We start from the raw sequence: 20,185 nt of genomic DNA, 5'->3' as shown, positions 1-20,185 counted from the left end.
CACCCACCGTTCGGGCTGAGCCTGTCGAAGCCTCGCGCGGCGCTTCGACAAGCTCAGCGTGAACGGTTGGGGGTCAGCGTGAACGGTTGGGTGTCAGCTTGAACGGTTGGGGTCAGCGTGAACGGTTGGGGGATCACTTGGGCCCTGGCGCCTCGTTCGGCATCACCAGCGCCACCAGCACCGGCCGGTTGCTGCGGTTGACCAGTTGCCGCTTCTCGCCCGGCGCGAAGCGGCAGGAGTCGTAGGGGCCGAGCTCCTGCTCCTCGGTCTGCCCATCGAGCTCGCCGATGACGGTGAGCCGGCCTTCGAGCACGAGATAGAGCTTTTCCATGGGCGAGCCGTCCAGGCCGGTGTGGCCACCGGGCAGGACTTGACTCATGCCCATCCACATCTGCTCGGAAGGCCCGGCCTCCTTGCCCTGCAGGCGCAGGCAGCGCATGTCGAAATGGCGGGGCGCCTCATAGGCGGGCGCCTGGTCGAAGCGGGTGACGTGCATGGCGGTCGTCTCCGTTGCTCGCGCTCAGGGCCGCAGCACCACGCGGTCGGTGCTGCCCGAGAGCACCTGCCGATAGGCCTGCAGCGCCTCGTCCAGCCCGAAGCTGCGCGCCACCGGGAAGGGCTTGAGGGTGCCGCGCTCGAAGCCCTCGCGCATCGCGTCCAGCTGCGCGGTCGAGGCCACGCAGTCCATGGCCAGCGAGTCGATGCCCACGTAGGTGTGCATGCCCCGGTAGAAGGCAAAGATGTCGAAGGGCACGGCCCGGTCGTGGGTGGCGATGAAGATCTGCGTCGCCCCCTTGGCCATGGACTTGTTGGCGGCCTCGAAGTAGGCGCTGCCGACGGTGTTGTAGACCACGTCGGCCCCGCGCCCGCCGGTGAGTTCGAGCACGCGGGCGGCCACGTCTTCCTGGCTAGCGTCGATGACGTCGACCGGCGCACAGGCAAAGCCGTCGAAGGGCCCCGGCCGGCGCTGCACGGCGATCACCCGGGCGCCAGCCTGCGCCGCGAGCTGCACCGCCGCCTGGCCCACCTTGCCGTTGGCACCCAGCACCAGCACCACCTGGCCCGCCTGCGGCATGCCGCTGCGGCGGAAGCCCTCGTAGGCCGTCACGAAGGGCACGCCCACGGCGCCGGCCTCGTCCATCGAGATGTTGCGCGGGCGCTCGCGCAGCGCGGCCTCGGGCAGCAGCAGGTAGCGCGCATGCGAGCCGTCGCGGGTGATGCCCACGTCGCCGCCGGAGCCGTAGACCTCGCGGCCGATCCAGGCGCTGGGCCCGGCGATCACCGTGCCGGCAAAGTCGCGGCCCGGCGTGCGCGGCCACACGGCCTTGGGCATCAGGCCCAGCGTGGCCTTCACGTCGCTGGGGTTGACGGCGGCGGCACCGACCTGCACCACCGCCATCCCGGCGGCAGGCGTGGGCGGCGGCTGGTCGACGATGGCGAGCTGCAGCGACGCCAGATCGGCGGACTTCTGCTCCACGCGCAGGGCGCGCGCGGAGCCGTTGACTTTGGGGTTCGAAACGGCGTTCATCGTGCGGCTCCTGCGGCCGGCAGGCCGAGCATCTGGCGCGCCTCGGCGCCGCTGGCCACCTGGCCGCCCAGGCTGCGGATGATGTCGCGCGCCTTGGCCACCAGCTGGGCATTGCTTTCTGCCAGCACACCGTGCGACAGATAGATGTTGTCTTCCATGCCCACCCGCACATGGCCGCCCATGAGCCAGGCCTGGGCCACGATCGGAAACTCCATGCGGCCGATGCCGAAGGCGCTCCAGAAGGCGCCGCGCGGCAGCATGTTGCGGGCGTAAAGCAGCGTCTCGGGGGTGGGCGCGAAGCCGTACTTCACGCCCAGCACGAAGGTCCACATGCCGGGGCCGTCGAGCGTGCCGTCGGCGATCAGGTCCAGCGCCAGGTTGATGTCGCCGGAGTCGAAGATCTCCAGCTCGGGCTTGACGCCCGCCTCGCGGATCACCTTGGCCATGCGGCGCACGTTCTTCGGCGTGTTGATCACGACGTCCGGGCCGCTGTTCATGGTGTTGAGGTCCAGCGAGCAGACATCGGGCTTGATCAGCGCGATGTGCTCGACGCGCCGCTCCGGCGGCAGCAGCGAGGTGCCGGGGGCGTAGACCTTGGGGTCGTCCTCGCTCGGCACGAAGCGCCCGCCGGGGCCGGTGGTGAGGTTGATGACGAGTTCGCGGTCGTGGCGGCGGATGCGCTCGACCACCTCGCGGTAGAGCGCCACCTCCATCGACGGCTTGCCGGTGCCGGGGTCGCGCACATGGATGTGCACCTGGCCCGCGCCCGCCTCGGCCGCGGCCAGGCATTCGTCGGCGATCTGCGTGGGCGTGATGGGCAGGTGCGGGGTCTGCTCCGGCTTCACCAGGTTGCCCGTGACCGCACAAGTAATCAGCGTCTTGTTCATCACAGGTGCCTCCCCCCATCCACCACGATGCGCGTGCCGGTCACGAAGCGCAGCGTGGTGGCCAGCGCCTCGACCGTGGCGGCCACGTCGTCGGGCAGGCCGATGCGGCCCAGCGGCGTGGTCGTGGCCATCTTGTTCTTGAAGTCCTCGCCGCGGCCGGGCACGAAGCCCGACTCCACCGCGCCGGGCGAGACCGACACCACGCGCACCGCTGGCGCCAGCGCCTTGGCCAGCGCATCGCCAACCACGTCCAGGCCGGCCTTGGCGGCCACATAGGCCAGGTTGCTGCCCACGCCGGTGAAGCCGGCGATGGAGGACACGTTCACGATCAGCCCGTCGCCGCTGGCCTTCAGCAACGGCACGAAGGCACGGATGGTGGCGAACACGCCGCGGAAGTTGGCCCGCAGCAGCTCGTCGATCAGTTCGTCGGTCAGGCCGTCGAGGTCGGCCGCGGCCACCGGCCGTGTGTGGCCGGCGCTGTTGACCAGGATGTCGCAGCGGCCGTGATCGGCCTTCACCTGCGCGGCGGCGGCCTGCAGGCTGGCGCTGTCGACGATGTCGGCGCGCAGGGCGCCGTGACGCTGGCCTTCGGCCGAGGGCAGGGCGGCGGCACGGGCAGCGGCGTCCTCGGCCTTGCGGTGCAGCAGCACGCAGGTGGCGCCCAGGGCGGCCAGGCGCTGCGCGCTGGCATAGCCGATGGCGCCCAGCCCGCCGGTGATGACGGCCACCTTGCCGTCCAGGCGTGAAACAGGGGTGAAGCTCATGGTCTTGCAGTCATGGAAGAAGGAGTTGCGAAAGGGATAGGGCTCAGGGAATCGGTGGCCGCGGGAACTTGGTCTCGCCCGGCTCCAGCTGGAAGTCGTAGGCCAGCGTGGCGCTCTTGCCATCGGGCTTCAGCGCATAGCGGCCGATCAGCCGGCGCGTGACGCCGAAGGTCGGGTCGCTTTCGAGGTTCTCGTCGTCGTCGGCATAGACCTGGCTGACCAGCACCTTGAAGCCCGGCTTGCTCACCATGAAGTGCAAGTGGGCCGGCCGGTTGGGGTGGCGCCGCTGGGCCTTCAGCAGCACGCCGCAGGGCCCGTCCACCGGCACGGGGTAGCCGGCGGGCCGCACGCTTCGAAAGTGGTAGCGGCCTTCGGCGTCGGTGCGGAAGCGGCCGCGCAGGTTCATGTTCTCCTGCGTCGGGTCCTGGTTCTCGTACAGGCCCACGGGCGAGGCCTGCCACACGTCCACCATGGCATCGGCCAGCGGTCGACCCTGGCCGTCACGCACCACGCCGGAGACGAAGAGCGGCACGCCCGGCGTGCCCGAGCGGGCGATGGAATCGCCGCAGGCGCAGTCCGGCGCATTGGCGCGCCAGAAAGGGCCGAGCAGGGCGGAGGGCGACTCGCCCTGCGGATCCTGGTTGTTCTGCAGCGCCACCAGGGTCGAGATGCCCAGGATGTCGGCGGCCAATACCACCTCGTTCTTCTTCTCGCCGGTGGCCTGGCCGATGGCGACGATGAAGTCCAGCGCCTGCTCGAACTCCTCTTCGCTGAGCTTCACCTCCTGCACGAAGGCATGCAGGTGGCGGGTGAGCGACGCGATCACCTCGCGCAGCCGGGGGTCGGGGGTGCGGGCCATCGCGTCCAGGGCGATGGGAAGGACCGAGTCGGGGGTCGTCACGATGTTCATGACCTGGGAGCTCCGTGTGCAAACGTTTGCACATTATTGGCACTGATCCAGCGCAAAGCAAAGGGCACAATCGCAGCATTGATCCTCTTGACAGCGCAAGCGCTGCAAGGCAAACGTTTGCACACATGAAAGCCGCCAAGCCGCCCAAGGTCACCATCCGCGATGTCGCCACCGCCAGCGGCGTGCATGTGTCGACCGTCTCGCGCGCCCTCGATCCGGCGCGGCGCAAGCGCATCAGCAAGGAGGTGCTCGAACTGGTCGAAGAGACGGCCCGCCGCCTGGGCTATCAGCCCAACCGCGCGGCCTCGGCACTGCGCACCGGGCGCACCCACACCATCGGCGTGCTGCTGCCGGACATCACCAACCCGGTGTTTCCGCCCATCCTGCAGGGCATCGAGGCCGCGGCGGCGGCGCGCGGCTACTTCGTCTTCGTGGCCAACGTGGGCGACCCGCAGCTGGCGCAGCCCATTCTGGCGCGCATGAAGGCGCAGCAGATCGACGGCCTGGTCATGGCCATCGCGCTGCGCGAAGACCCGCTGATCGACTTCGTGCGCGACAGCGGCATGCATGCGGTGATGGTCAATCGCGCCGACGAGAGCGGCCGCCTGCCCGCCGCGGTGAGCGACGACCGCCTGGCCATGAAGCTGGCCGTCGATCACCTCGTGGCCCTGGGCCATCGCCGCATCGCGCACCTGGCCGGCCCGCAGACCGTGCCCACCGGCGTGGGTCGCCGCCAGGGCGTGGAGCAGGCGCTGCGCGACCACCGTCTGCCCGCGCCGCGCATCGTCGAATGCGACAGCTACAGCCGCGAGGCCGGCCAGCAGGCCATGCGCGTGCTGCTGGAAAGCAGCGGCAAGCGGCCCGAAGCCGTGGTCTGCTGCAACGACCTGGTGGCGCTGGGTGCCTACGACGTGCTGCGAGCGGCGGGCCTGCGCATTCCGCAGGACATCTCCATCACCGGCCACAACGACATGCCGCTGGTGGACATGGTCGATCCGCCCCTCACCACCATCCGCCTGCCGCACCGCGAGCTGGGCTGGCAGGCGGCGGAGATGCTGTTCCAGGCCATCGAGGGCCAGGCGCTGCTGGCCTCCACGGTGGTGCTGCGGCCCGAGCTCGTCGTGCGTGCATCCACTTCGGCCCCGGCTGCGTATTGATGCGTTCGGCCGCGCGCTCCGCGTGCGGCTCCGTGGGGGCGACTCGGCCGCCAACGCCAGGCCGGACGCCAGATGCCACAGCGGCAGGACGTGACAAGTTTGTCAATTAATTCACGAATTGACACATTTGTCTCGTTCCTGCCTGCAAGTCTTCGACTTGCTAAAACTTTCTGTGTATTGCTCCGCCTCCGGCCGTTGGCATAGCAGGTCGGCATGACTGTTGCCTCCGTTTTCAGCAGTGGGGACGTGCTGCGGCCAATGAGGACTGCGGTCGCCGCGTCATGACGAAGGTGAGTGAATGGGTGAAGTGATGGAAGGCCCGGCAACGGTGGAGCAAACGGCCGCAGCGACTGCGGCATCGGCCTTGCAGGAGCAGGGACCGGAGACGAGGGCACCGCGGCCTGCGACGCCAGCGGCCGACGGCCACGGTGCGGCCTGGGCAGCCGGTCTGGCCTCGGCTACGCTGGCCGCATGCGGCGGCGGAGGAGGGGGTGGCGGCGGCGGCGTGCTGCCGATCGGCCTGGGATCGACCGCGGCCTCGCCCGCGCCCGCGGCGGCGTCCGGCAGCGGCGGGCCCGCGCTCGGCGCCCTGGCCAACACGGCCACCGCGCAGACCTACCGCTACCTGCAGCCGCAAAGCGATGCGGAAGCCGCGCGCTTTCTGCTGCAGGCCCAGTTCTCGGCGACGCCCGAGGACATCGCGACGGTACGCAGCCAGGGCTATCGCGCCTGGCTGTCGACGCAGTTCGACGCGCCGGCCAGCCAGACCGCCTGGGCCTGGCTTGAATCGCTGCCCTATCGCTCCACGGCCAACACGCTCGACGTGGACGCCATGGCATGGCGCCAGCTCATCGTGCCGTCGGATGCCTTGCGGCAGAGGGTGGCGCTGGCCCTGTCGGAGATCTTCGTGGTCTCGGCCGGCTCCATCGGCAGCAACTGGCCGGTCCATGCCATGGCGCAGTACTGGGACATGCTGGTGGCCGGCACGCGCGGCAGCTTCCGCCAGCTCCTGCAGGACGTGACGCTGAATCCGGCCATGGGCCTTTTCCTCAACACGCGTGGCAACCAGAAGGAAAACGCCAGCACCGGCCGCCAGCCCGACGAGAACTATGCCCGCGAGGTGATGCAGCTGATGACCATCGGCCTCGTGCAGCTTGAGCAGGACGGCCGCCAGAAAGTGGATGCCAACGGCCGCCCGCTGGACACCTACACGCTGGACGACGTCACCAACCTTGCCCGCGTGTTCACCGGCTACGACCTGGACATCCGCAGCGGCGAGTCGGGCACCGTCACGCTGCCCGGCGCCGGCAATGCCATCGAGAGCAACGCCTGGACGCAGCGGCCCATGGCGCTCAATGCCTCGCGGCATTCCACGCTGGCGGTGCGCTTCCTGGGCACCAGCATCGCCGCCGGCACGTCGGGCGCCGAGGCGCTGCGCATCGCGCTCGACGCGCTGGTCAACCATCCCAACACCGCGCCCTTCATCAGCCGTCAGCTGATCCAGCGGCTGGTGTGCAGCAATCCCTCGCCCGACTACGTGCGGCGCGTGGCGGATGTGTTCGTGAACAACGGCGCCGGTGTGCGCGGCGACATCAAGAGCGTGGTCGCCGCCGTGCTGCTGGACAACGAGGCCCGCGGTCCCGAGGGCCTGACGGCGCCCACCTGGGGCCACGTGCGCGAGCCCATGGTGCGACTGGCGCAATGGGCGCGCAGCTTCGGCGTCACGTCGGCAGCCGGCACCTGGCGCATCGGCAACCTGTCGAGCAGCATCTTCGGCCTGGGCCAGAGCCCACTGCGCTCGCCTTCGGTGTTCAATTTCTTCCGACCGGGCTATGTGCCGCCGTCCACCGCCCTGGCCACGCAGGGGCTGGTGGCGCCGGAGTTCCAGATCGTCAACGAGACGGGCGTCGGCGGCTACATCAACTTCATGGCGAGCATCCTGCAGGCCGGCTTCAACAGCCGCGACGTGCTGGCCGCCTACACGCGCGAGAAGGCGCTGGTGCTCGACCCGGCGGCGCTGGTCGATCAGCTGTCGCTCGTGCTGACTGCCAACCAGCTGTCGACGGCCACGCGCGCGCTGATCATCGACGCGCTGAGCGATCCGCCCGTCACCGCATCGAGCACGGATGCCGTCAAGCTCAACCGCATCACCGCCGCGGTGCTGCTGGTCATGAGCTGCCCCGAATACCTGGTCCAGAAGTGACCGCCTGATTTTTCTTTCCATGCATCTCATCGACACCGACGCACGGCACAGCCGGCGCGCCTTCCTGCGCCGCGCGGGCCACCTGGGCCTGGCGGGCAGCGCCATGCCCTGGGCCCTGAGCCTGGCCGCCATGGGCGACGCCGCAGCGCAGTCCGCCAACGACTACAAGGCGCTGGTCTGCGTCTTCCTCTATGGTGGCAACGACTACGCCAACACCGTCGTCACCTACGACGACGCCAGCCATGCCGCGTACAGCGCCATCCGCATCCCGCAGGCGCAGGGCGGCATCGCCCTGGCCAAGGACTCGGCCCTGGCCGCCACGCGTCTGGCACCCACGACCGCGCTGGCTGGCGGGCGCGAGTACGCGCTGAATCCCTCCATGACGTCCATGGCCCGGCTGTTCCACGCCGGCCAGGCCGCGGTGATGCTCAACGTGGGCCCGCTGGTGGTGCCCATGACACGCGCGCAGTACGCGGGCGGCAACCGCACCACCTACCCGGTGCCGCGCAACCTGTTCTCGCACAACGACCAGCAGTCGGTGTGGCAGTCCTCCTCGCCCGAGGGCGCGACCGTGGGCTGGGGCGGCAACATCGCCGACGAGTTCCTGGCTGGCAACACGGGCGCCACCTTCACCTGCATCTCGGTGACCGGCAACGCGGTCTTCCTCTCCGGCGACAACGCGCTGTGCTACCAGGTGGGCACCAGCGGCGCCGTGGCCATCAACCCGGCCCGCAGCGGCGGCAGCACCTTCGGCTCGCGCAAGCTGAACACCGCGCTGGCCCAGCTGGTGCAGCAGCCGCGCAGCCATGTGCTGGAGAACGAATACAACCGCGTGACGGCCCGCGCCATCGGTGCCGCCGACACGGTCAACGGCGCCATCGGCTCGGCCTTTGCCAGCGGCACCTTCCCGGCCAACAACAGCCTGGCCGACCAGCTCGCCATGGTGGCGCGGCTGATCCGCGGGCGCAGCAGCCTGGGCGTGCGGCGGCAGGTGTTCTTCGTCTCGCTGGGCGGCTTCGACCTGCACGACAACCTCATCGCCAACCATGGCGGGCTGCTGGGCAAGGTGTCGGACGCCATGGCCGCCTTCCAGGCGCAGATGGACAACCTGGGTCTGGGCGGCAGCGTCACGCAGTTCACGGCTTCGGACTTCGGCCGCACGCTGTCGAGCAACGGCGACGGCAGCGACCACGGCTGGGGCAGCCACCACTTCATCGTGGGGGGCGCGGTGCGCGGCAAGTCCTTCTACGGCACGCCCCCGCCGGTGAGCGTGGGCAACACCAGCACCGACGCCGACCAGTGGCATGTGGGCCAGGGCCGGCTGCTGCCCACCACCTCGGTGGACCAGTACGCCGCCACGCTGGCCAAGTGGTTCGGTGTGGCCGATGCGGACCAACTCCGCATCCTGCCCAACCTGCGCAACTTCGGCGGTAGCGCGAACGGCATCGCCTATCCGCGCGACGTGGGGTTCATGGCGGCCTGAACGGCCGTCACGCAGCGACTGGAGGCTTCAGCTTTCAGCCTGGATGTTCTCCTTGCGGATCAGGGCCTGGAAGAAGGCGCTGTCCTCGCGCACGCGCTGATGGAAGCGCGCCGGCTCCTCGAAGTCGGGGTACATGGCCGAGAGCTGAAGCTGCTGGCGCGCGCCCGGGGCGGCCATGGCCCTGCGCGCCGCCTCTGCGGTGCGCCCGACGATCTCGGCTGGCGTGCCCTTGGGCGCGAACAGGCCGAACCAGCTGCGGGTGTCGATGTCGAAGCCCTGCTCCTTGAGCGTGGAAAGCTCCGGCAGCTCGGGGTTGCGGGTGGACGTGGTGCTGACCAGACCGCGCAGGCTGCCGTCCTTCACCCGCGGCAGCGTCACGGGGTCGTACATCACGTCGACCCGCCCGCCGATCAGGTCGGTCATCGACTCCATCGAGCCCTTGTACGGCACGTGCACCACCTCGATGCCCGCCTGCTTGTGCAGCAGCACGCCGGTCAGGTGCACGATCGAGCCCACGCCGTTGGACGCGAAGGTGTACTTGCCCGGCGCCTGGCGGGCCGCTTCGACGAAGTCCCGGTAGCTGCTCCACGGCGCATCGCGGCGGGCCGTCACCAGGCCATAGCTGGAGGTGAGCTTGGCCACCGGCACGAAGTCGTCCGCGGTGAAGCGCACCTTGCGCAGCCAGGGTGCCACCGCCACGGCGGCCGTGGGCGCGACCAGGAAACTGTAGCCGTCGGGCGCGGCGCGCGCGGCCCATTCGGTGCCCAGCGTGGCACCGGCGCCCGGCTTGTTGTCGACGACCACCGCCTGCCCCAGCTCACGACCGGTGCGCTCGGCAATGAAGCGGGTGATCTGGTCCGACAGTCCGCCTGGGGGATAGGGCGTGATGAAGTGGATCGGCTTGTCGGGCCAGCCGGCGGACTGGGCGCGGGCGATGCGCGCCGGCAGGGGCAGGGCGAGAGCGGCCGCCGCGGCGGCGGTGCCGGTGCAGAAGCGGCGTCGTGGGAGGGTCATGGCAGTCTCCTGTCGAAGCGAGGTGAGGGCGAATGGACAAGCGGTGCGCAGGTGCGTTGCGGCAGCGCCTCAACGGCCGGTGAAGCGCGGCGGACGCTTGTCGCGGAAGGAGGCCACACCCTCCTGCAAGTCCTCGCTCAGCGCGATGCGGTCCAGCATCACCCGCTGCGGGTAGTACTGCTCGGTCGAGGACTTGGGCAACACGCTGCGCGAGATGCTCTTCATGGCCTGCACCACCAGCGGCGCGTTGCGCGCGATCTTGGTCGCCAGTTCCATCGCCATGGCCTTGCCCTGGCCCTGAGGCGCCAGCCGGTTCACCAGGCCGATCTCGTAGGCGCGCTGCGCCGTCATCGGGTCGCCGGTCATCAGCCATTCGAGGCCGGCCTTGTACTGCATGCGGGGCGCGAAGCCGCCCATGATGCCGGCGAAGGCGCCGATCTTGGCCTCGGGATAGATGAAGGTGGCCTGTTCCTCGGCCACCGCCATATCGGCCAGCATCACGGCGGTCGCGCCTGCGCCCACGGCATAGCCGTTGACGGCCGCGATGATCGGCTTGTCGCAGGGCACCGACAGGTTGGGCATGGCGAGCCACACGTCGCGCGGCAGGTCCTTGAGGTCAGCCCCGGAAGAGAAGGCCTGGTCGCCCTGCGCGGTGAGCACGGCCACGCGGTCATCGCTGTGGGCGAAGCGGCGCCAGGCCTCGTGCAGGCCCTGCACCACGTCGTTGTTGATGGCATTGCGCATGGCCGCGCGCGTGAGGGTGATGCAGGCGATCGCGTCGTGGGAGGTGTAGTCGACGGCGTCGTTGATGGCAGGCATTCGTTGACTCCTTGGGGTGGGGCGGAAGAAGCAGGCGAGGACAGGGATGCAATGGCAATGGGCGGTCAACCCAGCGTGGCGCGTGCGTCGGCGGCCACGATGTGCGCGCCGCGCACGAAGAGCGGGTTGATGTCCAGCTCGCGCACCCGCCCGCCGTGCGCGGCGGCCAGCTCGCCCAACTGCACCAGCAGGGCGGCCAGCGCGTCAAGGTCGGCCGGGGCGCGGCCGCGGTAGCCATCCAGCAAGGCGAAACTGGCCAGGCCGCGCAGCATGGCGCGGGCGGTGTCCATCGACAGCGGTGCCGGTGCGAGCTGCACGTCCTTCATGAGCTCGACCAGCACGCCACCGGCACCGACCATCACCAGCGGCCCGAAGTCGGGATCGTTCTGGATGCCGGCGATGAGTTCGACATCGGCCCGGACCATCTCGGTGACGAGGAAGCCATCCAGCACCGCCACGCCCGCGCAGTGCGCCGCGTCGGCGATGGCCTGGCAGGCCTGCCGCACCTGCGCATCGCCCTCGACGCCCAGCCGCACGCCGCCGATGTCGCTCTTGTGGATGATGGCGGCGCTCACGGCCTTGATGGCCACCGGCCCGCCCAGGCGCCGGGCGGCAGCGACGGCGGTATCGATGTCGGCCGCGAATTCCCAGCGCGTGACCGGGATGTCGTTCGCTTCCAGCAAGCGGCGGGCATCGGGTTCGGTGAGGAAGCCCGCGGCCAGGCCGGCCGGCACATGGCCACGGCATTCGCGCTGCGGCACGGCCGCCGGCGGCTGACGCGCGGCCAGCGCAGCGGCCACCTTCAGCGCGTCGTGCGGGCTGTCGAAGTAGCCCATGCCGACCTGGCGCAAGGCCGCGCGGGCCGGCTCGCCATGGTTGCCGGCGCCCTGCACGAACAGCAGCGGCTTGGCGCTGCGCGCGTCCACCGCCAGCGCCGCCTCGGCCACCCGCTCCTGCTGCGGCTGGGTGGTGAGCAGCAGGATGCCCAGGCCCACGGCCTCATCGGCCAGGGCGCGGTCCAGCGCGATGCCGACCGAGCCGCCGGCCACCTCGGGGTCGGGCAGCGCGGTGTGGTCCAGCATGCCGAAGTCCAGCGGCAACTGCCGGTGGGTGGCCGGCAGCACGGCGGCGAGGCCGGCTTCGGTGCCCGCATCCAGCGCGGGCAGCACCAGGCCGTGGGACTGCAGGGCATCGACCAGCAGCGCACCGCCACCGCCCGAGCCCGACATCACGGCCACACCGCGCGAGGTGGGCCGCTTGCCGCGCTGCAGGATCTGCGCGCCCTGCAGCAGGTCATAGATGGTTTCGAACAGGTAGACGCCATGCGCGCGGCACACGGCCTCGAACGCCGGCCAGGCACCCGCCAGGCTGGCGGTGTGCGAGGCCGCGGCCCGCGCTCCCGCCTCGCTGCGGCCCGACTTGGCGATGCACACCGGCTTGCCCACCGCCGCCGCACGCGCGAGCAGGGCGGTGAAGCGCACGGCGTCCTTCACGCCTTCCATGTAGAGGCAGGCGACGTCGGTGCGCGGGTCGTCGATCAGGTACTCGAAGAAGTCGTTGAGGTCCAGGTCGCTCTGGTTGCCCACGGACACGGTGGCGGAGAAGCCGGCGCCGATGTCCACGCCGCGCGAGATCATGGCGCCCATCAGCGCCCCGCTCTGGCTGGCCAGCCCGATGCCGCCCGTAGGCAGCCGGTCGATGCTGCCCATGACCACACCGGTCGTCGCCGCCAGGTTGTGGTGCGTGTTCATGAGGCCCATGCAGTTGGGCCCGATCAGCCGCATGCCGCCGGCGCGGGCCAGGGCGACCAGCGCCTGCTCGTCCTGCCGGCCGCGCGGGCCCGTTTCGGCGAAGCCGGCGGTGATGCAAAGGGCGCATCCCACGCCCTTGGCGACGCACTCCTCCAGGCTGGCCAGCACCCGGTCGCGCGGCACGAGCAGGATGGCCAGGTCCACCGGCCCGGGACAGTCGGTCACGCTGGCATAGGCCGGCAGGCCCATCAGCTCGGTGGCGCGCGCATTGATGGGATAGAGCGCGCCGTCGTGGCGGTGGCGCAGCATGTAGCGCAGCAGCCGGCCGCCCCATTTGTCGGGGCTGTCGGAGGCGCCGATGATCGCGACGCCCTGCGGATGCAGGATCTGGCGCACCGACTGGCGGGCCGGCGCGAAGCTAGCAAAGGTGGCGGGGTTCATGGCTTGTCTCGTCCTTCTTCAGTTGCGCCGCACGCCGATGGCCGGCAACAGCTGGGCATACATCTTTTCGTCGGCGACCAGGCCGGCGCGAAAGGCCTCGGCCGTTTGCCAGGCGGCGATGGAGTTGGCGCGCACCAGGGCCTCCTGCACCTCCGCGGTCTGCAGCAGCGCCTGCAGCGACTGCGACAACCGGCCCAGGATGGCCCTTGGCGTGCCCTTGGGCGCGAGCACGCCCCAGCCGGAGCCGCGCGAGGTCTCGATGTCGAAGCCGGCTTCGGCCAGCGTGGGCAGCTGCGGCAACTCCGGGTGCCTGCGTCGATAGAAGGTGGCCAGCGGCCGCACGCGGTCGGCCTTGACCATCGGCGTGATGGCGCCGTCGATGATGAAGTCGATCTCGCCCGCGGCCAGTGCGGTCACGGCATCGGCGGAGCCACGGAAGGGCACGTGCAGCACCTGGATGCCGGTGTCTCGTGCCAGGGTGGCGCCGTACACATGGCCAGCCGATGCCTCGCCTGCCGAGCCGAAGGACAGCTTGCCCGGATGGGCCTTGGCGTAGTCCACGAATTCGCGCACGCTGGTCACGGGCAAGCTCTTGCGCACCGCCATCACGGCCACGTAGTCGGCGACGCCGCCGACTGCCTCGAAGCTGTCCAGGCCATAGCTGAGCTTGCGCAGGTTGGGCAGCACCGTGAAGCTGGAAGCCGCGCCCAGCAGCAGCGTGTAGCCGTCCGGCGGCGCTGCCGCCACCAGCTCGGTGCCGATCTGCGTCGTCGCGCCAGCCTTGTTCTCCACGACGAAAGTGGCATCGAGCGCGCGGCCCAGCCGCTCGGCCACCAAGCGACCGAGGATGTCGGAGGAGCCGCCGGGCGGAAAGGGCACCACCATGCGTATGGGACGTGCAGGCCAGGGGGCGTCGGCCCAGGCGGGCTTGAGGGCCGGCAGCGCGGTGGCCCAGAGCGCCAGCGGCAGGAGCAGGCGGGATCGTTGGACGATGGTCATGGTGTTGTCTCCTTGTGTTCGATTCATTCGCGCCGGCCCTTCGAGAGGGCTCTTTGGCACTTTTGGCGCTTTGGGCGCTTTGGGCGCTCGGGCTCAGGGGCTGCGCTGGGCCTGGCGGTAGGCAGCGATGCGCTGGCGCAGGCCGGGCCGGGCGGCCGAGCGCACCAACCGGGCCAGGTCCTGCGCGTCGCCCTCGTCGCCACGGGGCCGGCGGGCGGCGCCCACGGCGGCATGGATGGCGCGCTGCGTGGGCAGATCGAGCCGCGCGCCCCGGGCCTGCAGTGCCGCCATGGCGGACGCCAGTTGCGTCGCCTCGATGTGCCGCGTGGCCAGACCGGCGGCGAGCGCCGCGGCCGCGTCGATCACCGCGCCGCCCTCGATCCAGGCCGAGGCCAGGGCCGGCCCGACCTGCCCGGCGAGCCGGGTCGTGCCCAGCACCAGGCCGAAGGCGGCGCCGGGAAAGGCGAAGCTGGCATCCCCCACGATCCAGCGCTCGCTGCAGGCGGCAAACAGGTCGGCGCCCGCGCCCATGGTTCGGCCCTGTGCCAGGGCCAGGGTGGGGAAGGGCGCCGCATGCACGGCCTGCAGCAGCAGCTCGACGCGGGTGAAGCGGGCGAGCAGGCTGTCGTCGGTCTCGGCGTCCAGGGCCGACAGGTCGAAGCCGGTGCAGAAATGGCGGCCCTCGCCACTCAGCACCAGCAGGCGCAGCTGCGGTTCGGCGCTGGCGTCCATGACCGCTTCGTGCAGCCGGGCGACCAGCGTGGCCGACAGGGCATTGCCGCGCTCCGGCCGCATCAGCCGCAGTTCCAGCACGTCGCCCTCGCGCCGGATGCGCAGAGGCTCTTGCGCCGGGCCCCCTGCCGATGTGCCATCGGACCCGGGCGCCTGCAGCACCGAAGCCGGCCGCTTCATGCCGAGGCTCCCGCCCACAGGTTGGGCACCAGCGCGTTCGAATAGCGCGACACGAAGGGCTTCGTTTCGCCCGTGCCCGGCACGAAGACGTGGCGCGCGATGCGACCGATGTTGCCGCCGTAGAGATGGATGCTGATCGAGGTGCGGTCGGGCAGCGCGTTGCGCACCTGGTGCACGTCGCCCTGCGCGGGCGAGAGGATCTCCAGCTCGCCGGGGGCGAGCGCGTGTTCCTCGCCCTGCGCGGCGATCCGCCCGTCCGCGTCGCGCCCGAAGCGCTGGCTGCATTCGCGGCCGCGCAGCATGGCCACGATGCCCCACACGGTGTGGTCGTGCACCGGCGTCTGCTGGCCGGGCCCCCACACGAAGCTCACCAGCGAGAAGCGGTCGAGGGGGTCGCCGTAGAGCAGGTGCTGCTGGTAGTGCTGCGGATGCGGCTGGGCCATGGCCTCGGGCAGCCAGTCGTCCTGCGCGACCAACGCCCGCATGAGCGGTGCGGCGCCGGCCAGAAGCTGTGCCTCGTCGGCGCCAACGACCTGCACCAGGCAAGTCATCGCCCGCACGAAGCCCAACAGACGGCCTTCTTCTGCCATCGTCGTCATCGCGCGCCCCACACGTCGGGCCCACGCAGCGCCTCGGTGTGCTCGCCCAGCGCGGGCGGCCGCCGCCGGATGGGGAAGCCGTGGCCGTTGAGCCGCACGGGCGAGGTGAAGGTGCGCGTGGTCTGCCCGTCCGGCAGTTGCACGGGTTGCACCCAGCCCATGTGAAGGGTCTGCGGATCGTCCAGCGCCGCGGCGTAGTCGTTGATGCGCGCATGCGGCACGCCTGCCACATGGAAGGCGTCGATCCAGTGGGCCACCGGCCGGGTGGTGAAGACGCCTTCCAGGATGTCGCGCAAGGCCGCCTGGTTGCGGGCCCGGTCAGTCGTGGTGACGAAGCGCGGGTCCTGTGCCAGGCCGGGCAGGTCCACCACACCCAGCACGTCGAGCCAGAGCTTGTGGTTGCCGGCGGCGATGGCGAAATGGCCGTCCTGCGCGCGGAACGCCTGGTAGGGTGCGTTGCGCGGATGCGCCGAGCCCAGCTTGACCGGACTGCGGTCGTTGCCGAAGTACTCGCTGGTCTGCAGCGCGGCCACGCCCAGCGTGCAGCCGAACATGGGAATGTCGATGTGCGCCCCGCGACCGCCCGCGCGGACGTGGGCCAGCATGGCCGCGATGGAAAAGGCCGCATACAGCCCCGAGGCGAAATCGGACAGCGGCACGCCGCACTTGACGGGGTCGCCGTCGGGTTCGCCGGTCACGCTCATCACGCCCGCTGCGGCCTGGATCGTGAGGTCGAAGCCGCCTTCGCCGGCCCGCGGCCCGCTCTGGCCGTAGGCCGAGATCGAGCAGAACAGCAGGTCCGGCCGCTCGGCCGACATCGCCGCATAACCCAGGCCGAGCCGGTCCATCACGCCCGGCCGGTTGTTTTCGACCAGCACGTCGGCCTGCAGGATCAGCCTGCGTGCGGTGGCCAGGTCGTCGGCGTTCTTCAGGTCCAGCACGGCCGAGCGCTTGTTGCGATTGAGCGAAGCGAAGTTCTCGCTGTAGCCCTGGTTGAGCGGTGGCCACTGGCGCAGCCCGTCGCCCGCGGGAGGCTCGATCTTGATCACGTCGGCCCCCATGTCGGACAGCAACATGGTCGAGAACGGGCCGGACGCGGTCGAGCACAGCTCGACCACGCGCACGCCGGCCAGGGGAAGGATGGGAAGGGAAGCAGCAGTCATGGAAGAAGCCCGGAAGGCCCGGCGCCGACTCGGGAAACGAGCGGCCGCCGGTTCGACGCGATGGTAGAAACGTTCCCGAATGAACAACAACTGTTCCGTAAAACGGAACAGCTGGTCTACGATGCGCCCGCGGACCGGGGCCGGCCGCGTCATCCCGCGCCCCGCTGGAGACTGCCATGAACAACACGCTGCTGAAGGGACTGTCGATCGTCGAGCTGCTCGCGCACAGCGAACGGGCCCTGGGCCTGACCGAGATCGCGGATGCGCTCGGGCTGGCGAAGAGCAACGTCCATCGCCTCCTGCAGGCGCTGACCGAGTCGGGCTACATCCTTCGCGAAGCCCGCGGCGGCCGCTACGTGGCGTCGATCAAGCTGTGGGAGCTCGGCTCGGCCGTGCTGGCCCGGCTCGACCTGCGCGTGCATGCCGAGCAGGTCATGGAAGAGCTGCTGCAGCGCAGCCAGGAGACGGTGCATCTGTCGGTGCTCGACGGCGACGAAGTGGTGTACGTGCACAAGCTCGACAGCCCCAACCCCGTGCGGGCCTACACGCAGATCGGCGGCCGCGCCAAGGCCCACTGCGTGGCCACCGGCAAGGCCATGCTGGCCTTCCACGCGCCGGCCATGCTCGAACGGCTGTCCCGCAAGCTGACCGCGCGCACGCCGCGCAGCATCAGCGATCCGCAGCGCTTCCTCAACGAGATGGCGCGCGTGCGGCTCCAGGGCTATGCCATCAACAAGGGCGAGTGGAACGAGAACGTCTGCGGCGTGGCGGCGCCGGTGGTGGACGCGCGCGGCCAGGTGGTGGCGGGGCTGGGCCTGTCGGGCCCGCGTGAGCGCTTCAAGGCGGCGCAGGTCAAGGCCTTCGTGCCGCTCATCGTGGAGGCGTCCGCGCAGGTCTCGCGGCGCATGGGCGCGCGCGAAGGACTGCCCGTGTGGCGCTAGCGGCCGTTCTGCATTCCGGAACATTGGGTCCGCGGGATGGAAGCGGCCTAGCATTCCGGCGCAGCGGCCCCGCCGCGCGAGGACATCCATGGGACAACGAGAACTGACGTCGGCGCACTGGGGCGTCTACGAGATCGCACGCGACGGCGATGGCCGGGTGCAGGGCCTGCGCGCGCTGCCGGAAGACCCGGATCCATCGCCCATCGGCCTGTCCATGCTCGACGCCTACCGCCACGGCCCGCGCGTGCTCCGGCCCGCGGTGCGCCGCAGCTGGCTGCGCGAAGGCCCGGGCGCGCAGCCGGCGTTGCGTGGCCGCGAGCCCTTCGTCGAAGTACCGTGGGACGAGGCGCTGGACCTGGTCGCCCAGGAGATCTCTCGCGTGCGAAGCGACTACGGCAACGAGGCGATCTTCGGCGGCTCCTACGGCTGGTCGAGCGCTGGGCGCTTCCACCATGCCCAGAGCCAGGTCCATCGGCTGCTCAATGCGGTGGGCGGCTACGTGCGCAGCGTGGACAGCTACAGCCTGGGCGCCGCGCGCGTGCTGATGCCGCACATCGTCGCCCCGATGGACGAGCTGATGGCCGCGCACCACGGGTGGGACGTGCTGGCGGCCCACACGCGCCTGCTGGTGGCCTTCGGCGGCATACCGGCCAAGAATGCCCAGGTCTCGGCCGGCGGTGCCGCCGAGCATCGCGTGCGCCATGGCCTGGCGGCGCTGGCCGCGGCGGGCTGCCGGATGGTGAACTTCAGCCCCGTGCGGGACAACTTCGATGCGCCCGAAGGGGCCGTCGAGTGGATCCCCCTGCGCCCCAACACGGACACGGCAGTGATGATGGCCCTGGCCTTCGAGATCGTGGCCGCGGGCCTGCACGATCGCGAATTCCTGGCGCGCTTCTGCGTGGGCTTCGATGCGTGGGAGGCCGAGCTGCGGGGGACGCACGATGGCGTGGCCAAGAACGCCGAATGGGCCGAGGCCCTCAGCGGCGTGCCCGCGCCGCGCCTGCGGGCGCTTGCGCGCGATCTCTGCGCGCAGCGCTCGCTCGTCAACGTCGCCTGGGCGCTGCAGCGTGCCGAACACGGCGAGCAGCCTTTCTGGGCGGCGGTGTCGCTGGGCTGCGTCGTGGGGCAGGTCGGCCTGCCGGGGGGTGGATTCGGTGTGGGCTACGGCGCCGCCAACCTGATGGGCAGCCCGCATCCGCGTTTTGCCGGCCCCACGTTGCCGCAGGGCCGCAACCCGGTGCAGGCGTTCATCCCGGTGGCCCGGATCGCCGACATGCTGCTCGATCCGGGCGGGGGCTTCGACTACAACGGCGCGCGCCACGTCTACCCCGACATCCAGCTGGTGTACTGGGCGGGCGGCAATCCCTTTCACCATCACCAGGACCTCAACCGGCTGGCGCGTGCCTGGCGCAAGCCCGCCACCATCGTGGTCCACGAGCAGGTGTGGAACGCGCATGCCCGCATGGCCGACATCGTCCTGCCCGCCACCTCGACCCTGGAACGCGACGACATCGGCTTCGCCACGCGCGAGCCCCTGATGGTCGCGATGAAAGCCGTGGCGCCGCCGCCCGGGCAGGCGCGCGACGACTACGCCATCTTTGCCGAGGTGGCGCGCCGGCTGGGCGCGGAGCAGGCCTTCACCGAAGGGCTGGACACGGCCGGATGGCTGCGGCGCCTGTATGAGGATTCGGCATTGCGTGCGAAGGGCGCCGACATCGCCTTGCCGGCCTTCGACGATTTCTGGCGGGCGGGCGAATGGCGGCTGCCGGCGCCTGCCGGGCCGGTCGTGATGCTCGATGCCTTTCGCGCCGATCCGCAGGCACATCCACTGCGCACGCCGAGCGGGCGCATCGAGATCCACAGCGCGCGCATCGCGGGCTTCGACCTCGACGACTGCCCGGGCCACCCGGTATGGCGGGCGCCGCGCGAATGGCTGGGCGCGCCGCTCGCGCAGCGGTATCCGCTCCACCTGATCTCGGACCAGCCGCACACCAAGTTGCACAGCCAGCTGGACTTTGCCGCCTGCAGCATGGCCAACAAGGTGGCCGGGCGCGAGCCGGTGCTCCTGCATCCGCAGGACGCGCAGGAGCGGCACATCCGCGATGGCGACGTGGTGCGCATCCACAACGCGCGTGGGGCCTGCCTGGCGGGTGCACGGCTGGACGCTGGCGTGCAGCGCGGCTTGGTGCGGCTCTCCACCGGCGCCTGGTGGGACCCGGAGGACACGGCGAAGGGTGGATCGCTCGACCGCCACGGCAACCCCAACGTTCTCACGCAGGATCGGGGCGCCTCGCGCCTTTCACAGGGATGCAGCGCGCAATCCTGCCTGGTGGAGGTCGAACGCTGGGACGGCGACGCGCCGCCAGTGCGCGCCTTCGAGCCACCGTCGTTCGCACAGCGTTGAGGCCCGCGGCCGGCCCGGCCCACGCACCCAGAGGTGGCGTGCGTCCCCGCTACCGGGGTTCGAGCGTTGCCTGAACGGCCGGTGGCGGCACGGCGCTGTGCGCGCTGTCGAACACCGCCTGCACGCATTCGCGCAGGCAGGCATGGGCCGGGTCGGCCTCGTGCCGCGGATGCCAGGCCATGCGGGTCGGACCAGTCTGCAGATCGAGCG

At 70.7% G+C, this 20,185-nt stretch carries 17 protein-coding genes; 5 read left to right on the top strand and 12 right to left on the bottom strand.

Annotated elements, in window-relative coordinates; all coding sequences use genetic code 11:
• Positions 1-133: 133 nt before the first annotated feature.
• Genes QZ772_RS19350 through QZ772_RS19330 form a run of 5 tightly spaced genes read right to left on the bottom strand, consistent with a single transcriptional unit; the run spans position 134 to position 4,089 of the window.
• Positions 134-496: a cupin domain-containing protein gene (locus QZ772_RS19350; RefSeq protein WP_295529621.1), complete on the bottom strand. Its 363-nt coding sequence runs from the start codon at positions 494-496 to the stop codon at positions 134-136.
• Between the two features lie 24 nt (positions 497-520).
• Positions 521-1,528, bottom strand: coding sequence for a zinc-binding alcohol dehydrogenase family protein (locus tag QZ772_RS19345; protein ID WP_295529619.1), 1,008 nt, complete (start codon positions 1,526-1,528; stop codon positions 521-523).
• Positions 1,525-2,415 carry a 3-keto-5-aminohexanoate cleavage protein gene (locus QZ772_RS19340; RefSeq protein ID WP_295529617.1) on the bottom strand — a complete coding sequence of 297 codons (891 nt, stop codon included), beginning with the start codon at positions 2,413-2,415 and terminating at the stop codon, positions 1,525-1,527. The genes QZ772_RS19345 and QZ772_RS19340 overlap by 4 nt, the downstream gene beginning before the upstream one ends.
• Complete coding sequence (locus QZ772_RS19335) at positions 2,415-3,179, bottom strand: SDR family oxidoreductase (RefSeq protein ID WP_295529615.1); 765 nt, start codon at positions 3,177-3,179, stop codon at positions 2,415-2,417. The genes QZ772_RS19340 and QZ772_RS19335 overlap by 1 nt, the downstream gene beginning before the upstream one ends.
• Before the next feature lie 43 nt (positions 3,180-3,222).
• Positions 3,223-4,089, bottom strand: a complete 867-nt coding sequence (locus QZ772_RS19330; protein ID WP_295529613.1) for a dioxygenase — start codon at positions 4,087-4,089, stop codon at positions 3,223-3,225.
• Between the two features lie 125 nt (positions 4,090-4,214).
• Between QZ772_RS19330 and QZ772_RS19325 the strand changes: the two genes are divergently transcribed.
• From QZ772_RS19325 to QZ772_RS19315, 3 genes are all read left to right on the top strand, one after another.
• Entirely contained in the window at positions 4,215-5,246 is a 1,032-nt protein-coding gene (locus QZ772_RS19325; protein ID WP_295529611.1) for a LacI family DNA-binding transcriptional regulator, read from the top strand.
• 505 nt (positions 5,247-5,751) lie between these two features.
• Positions 5,752-7,449, top strand: a complete 1,698-nt coding sequence (locus QZ772_RS19320; protein WP_366510627.1) for a DUF1800 domain-containing protein — start codon at positions 5,752-5,754, stop codon at positions 7,447-7,449.
• Between the two features lie 19 nt (positions 7,450-7,468).
• Entirely contained in the window at positions 7,469-8,932 is a 1,464-nt protein-coding gene (locus QZ772_RS19315) for a DUF1501 domain-containing protein (protein WP_295529607.1), read from the top strand.
• 27 nt (positions 8,933-8,959) lie between these two features.
• Here QZ772_RS19315 and QZ772_RS19310 read toward each other — a convergent pair whose 3' ends face one another.
• The 7 genes from QZ772_RS19310 to QZ772_RS19280 all read right to left on the bottom strand — a co-directional run bounded on the left by QZ772_RS19310 (position 8,960) and on the right by QZ772_RS19280 (position 16,630).
• Complete coding sequence (locus QZ772_RS19310) at positions 8,960-9,946, bottom strand: tripartite tricarboxylate transporter substrate binding protein (RefSeq protein ID WP_295529605.1); 987 nt, start codon at positions 9,944-9,946, stop codon at positions 8,960-8,962.
• 69 nt (positions 9,947-10,015) lie between these two features.
• Positions 10,016-10,765, bottom strand: coding sequence for an enoyl-CoA hydratase-related protein (locus QZ772_RS19305; protein WP_295529603.1), 750 nt, complete (start codon positions 10,763-10,765; stop codon positions 10,016-10,018).
• Between the two features lie 65 nt (positions 10,766-10,830).
• On the bottom strand, positions 10,831-12,957 hold the full coding sequence (locus tag QZ772_RS19300; RefSeq protein WP_295529600.1) for an acetate--CoA ligase family protein: 2,127 nt from the start codon (positions 12,955-12,957) through the stop codon (positions 10,831-10,833).
• Between the two features lie 18 nt (positions 12,958-12,975).
• Positions 12,976-13,956, bottom strand: coding sequence for a tripartite tricarboxylate transporter substrate binding protein (locus tag QZ772_RS19295; protein ID WP_295529598.1), 981 nt, complete (start codon positions 13,954-13,956; stop codon positions 12,976-12,978).
• A 93-nt stretch (positions 13,957-14,049) separates the two neighbouring features.
• The gene (locus QZ772_RS19290) at positions 14,050-14,868 is read right to left on the bottom strand and encodes an enoyl-CoA hydratase/isomerase family protein (protein ID WP_295529596.1); all 819 of its coding nucleotides are present in this window, start codon (positions 14,866-14,868) and stop codon (positions 14,050-14,052) included.
• Complete coding sequence (locus QZ772_RS19285) at positions 14,865-15,458, bottom strand: cysteine dioxygenase (RefSeq protein WP_295529594.1); 594 nt, start codon at positions 15,456-15,458, stop codon at positions 14,865-14,867. The genes QZ772_RS19290 and QZ772_RS19285 overlap by 4 nt, the downstream gene beginning before the upstream one ends.
• A 5-nt stretch (positions 15,459-15,463) precedes the next feature.
• On the bottom strand, positions 15,464-16,630 hold the full coding sequence (locus tag QZ772_RS19280; protein ID WP_295529592.1) for a CoA transferase: 1,167 nt from the start codon (positions 16,628-16,630) through the stop codon (positions 15,464-15,466).
• A gap of 176 nt (positions 16,631-16,806) precedes the next feature.
• On the opposite strand from QZ772_RS19280, the gene QZ772_RS19275 reads away from it, so the two are divergent.
• Both QZ772_RS19275 and QZ772_RS19270 read left to right on the top strand, forming a co-directional pair.
• Entirely contained in the window at positions 16,807-17,571 is a 765-nt protein-coding gene (locus QZ772_RS19275) for an IclR family transcriptional regulator (protein WP_295529590.1), read from the top strand.
• An 88-nt stretch (positions 17,572-17,659) separates the two neighbouring features.
• Complete coding sequence (locus tag QZ772_RS19270; RefSeq protein ID WP_295529588.1) at positions 17,660-19,975, top strand: molybdopterin-dependent oxidoreductase; 2,316 nt, start codon at positions 17,660-17,662, stop codon at positions 19,973-19,975.
• Positions 19,976-20,185: the final 210 nt, after the last annotated feature.

The organism is uncultured Pseudacidovorax sp. (assembly GCF_913773995.1).
In the GTDB taxonomy this organism is placed as follows: domain Bacteria; phylum Pseudomonadota; class Gammaproteobacteria; order Burkholderiales; family Burkholderiaceae_C; genus Xenophilus.
The sequence above is the reverse complement of the archived record's forward strand: the minus strand, read 5'-3'. Positions and strand labels throughout refer to the sequence as shown.

What these genes read in the sequence shown, in the direction of transcription:
- QZ772_RS19350 (WP_295529621.1), bottom strand. Translation starts at nt 496, where the DNA reads ATGCACGTCACCCGCTTCGACCAGGCGCCCGCCTATGAGGCGCCCCGC.
- QZ772_RS19345 (WP_295529619.1), bottom strand. Translation starts at nt 1,528, where the DNA reads ATGAACGCCGTTTCGAACCCCAAAGTCAACGGCTCCGCGCGCGCCCTG.
- QZ772_RS19340 (WP_295529617.1), bottom strand. Translation starts at nt 2,415, where the DNA reads ATGAACAAGACGCTGATTACTTGTGCGGTCACGGGCAACCTGGTGAAG.
- QZ772_RS19335 (WP_295529615.1), bottom strand. Translation starts at nt 3,179, where the DNA reads ATGAGCTTCACCCCTGTTTCACGCCTGGACGGCAAGGTGGCCGTCATC.
- QZ772_RS19330 (WP_295529613.1), bottom strand. Translation starts at nt 4,089, where the DNA reads ATGAACATCGTGACGACCCCCGACTCGGTCCTTCCCATCGCCCTGGAC.
- QZ772_RS19325 (WP_295529611.1), top strand. Translation starts at nt 4,215, where the DNA reads ATGAAAGCCGCCAAGCCGCCCAAGGTCACCATCCGCGATGTCGCCACC.
- QZ772_RS19315 (WP_295529607.1), top strand. Translation starts at nt 7,469, where the DNA reads ATGCATCTCATCGACACCGACGCACGGCACAGCCGGCGCGCCTTCCTG.
- QZ772_RS19310 (WP_295529605.1), bottom strand. Translation starts at nt 9,946, where the DNA reads ATGACCCTCCCACGACGCCGCTTCTGCACCGGCACCGCCGCCGCGGCG.
- QZ772_RS19305 (WP_295529603.1), bottom strand. Translation starts at nt 10,765, where the DNA reads ATGCCTGCCATCAACGACGCCGTCGACTACACCTCCCACGACGCGATC.
- QZ772_RS19300 (WP_295529600.1), bottom strand. Translation starts at nt 12,957, where the DNA reads ATGAACCCCGCCACCTTTGCTAGCTTCGCGCCGGCCCGCCAGTCGGTG.
- QZ772_RS19295 (WP_295529598.1), bottom strand. Translation starts at nt 13,956, where the DNA reads ATGACCATCGTCCAACGATCCCGCCTGCTCCTGCCGCTGGCGCTCTGG.
- QZ772_RS19290 (WP_295529596.1), bottom strand. Translation starts at nt 14,868, where the DNA reads ATGAAGCGGCCGGCTTCGGTGCTGCAGGCGCCCGGGTCCGATGGCACA.
- QZ772_RS19285 (WP_295529594.1), bottom strand. Translation starts at nt 15,458, where the DNA reads ATGGCAGAAGAAGGCCGTCTGTTGGGCTTCGTGCGGGCGATGACTTGC.
- QZ772_RS19280 (WP_295529592.1), bottom strand. Translation starts at nt 16,630, where the DNA reads ATGACTGCTGCTTCCCTTCCCATCCTTCCCCTGGCCGGCGTGCGCGTG.
- QZ772_RS19275 (WP_295529590.1), top strand. Translation starts at nt 16,807, where the DNA reads ATGAACAACACGCTGCTGAAGGGACTGTCGATCGTCGAGCTGCTCGCG.
- QZ772_RS19270 (WP_295529588.1), top strand. Translation starts at nt 17,660, where the DNA reads ATGGGACAACGAGAACTGACGTCGGCGCACTGGGGCGTCTACGAGATC.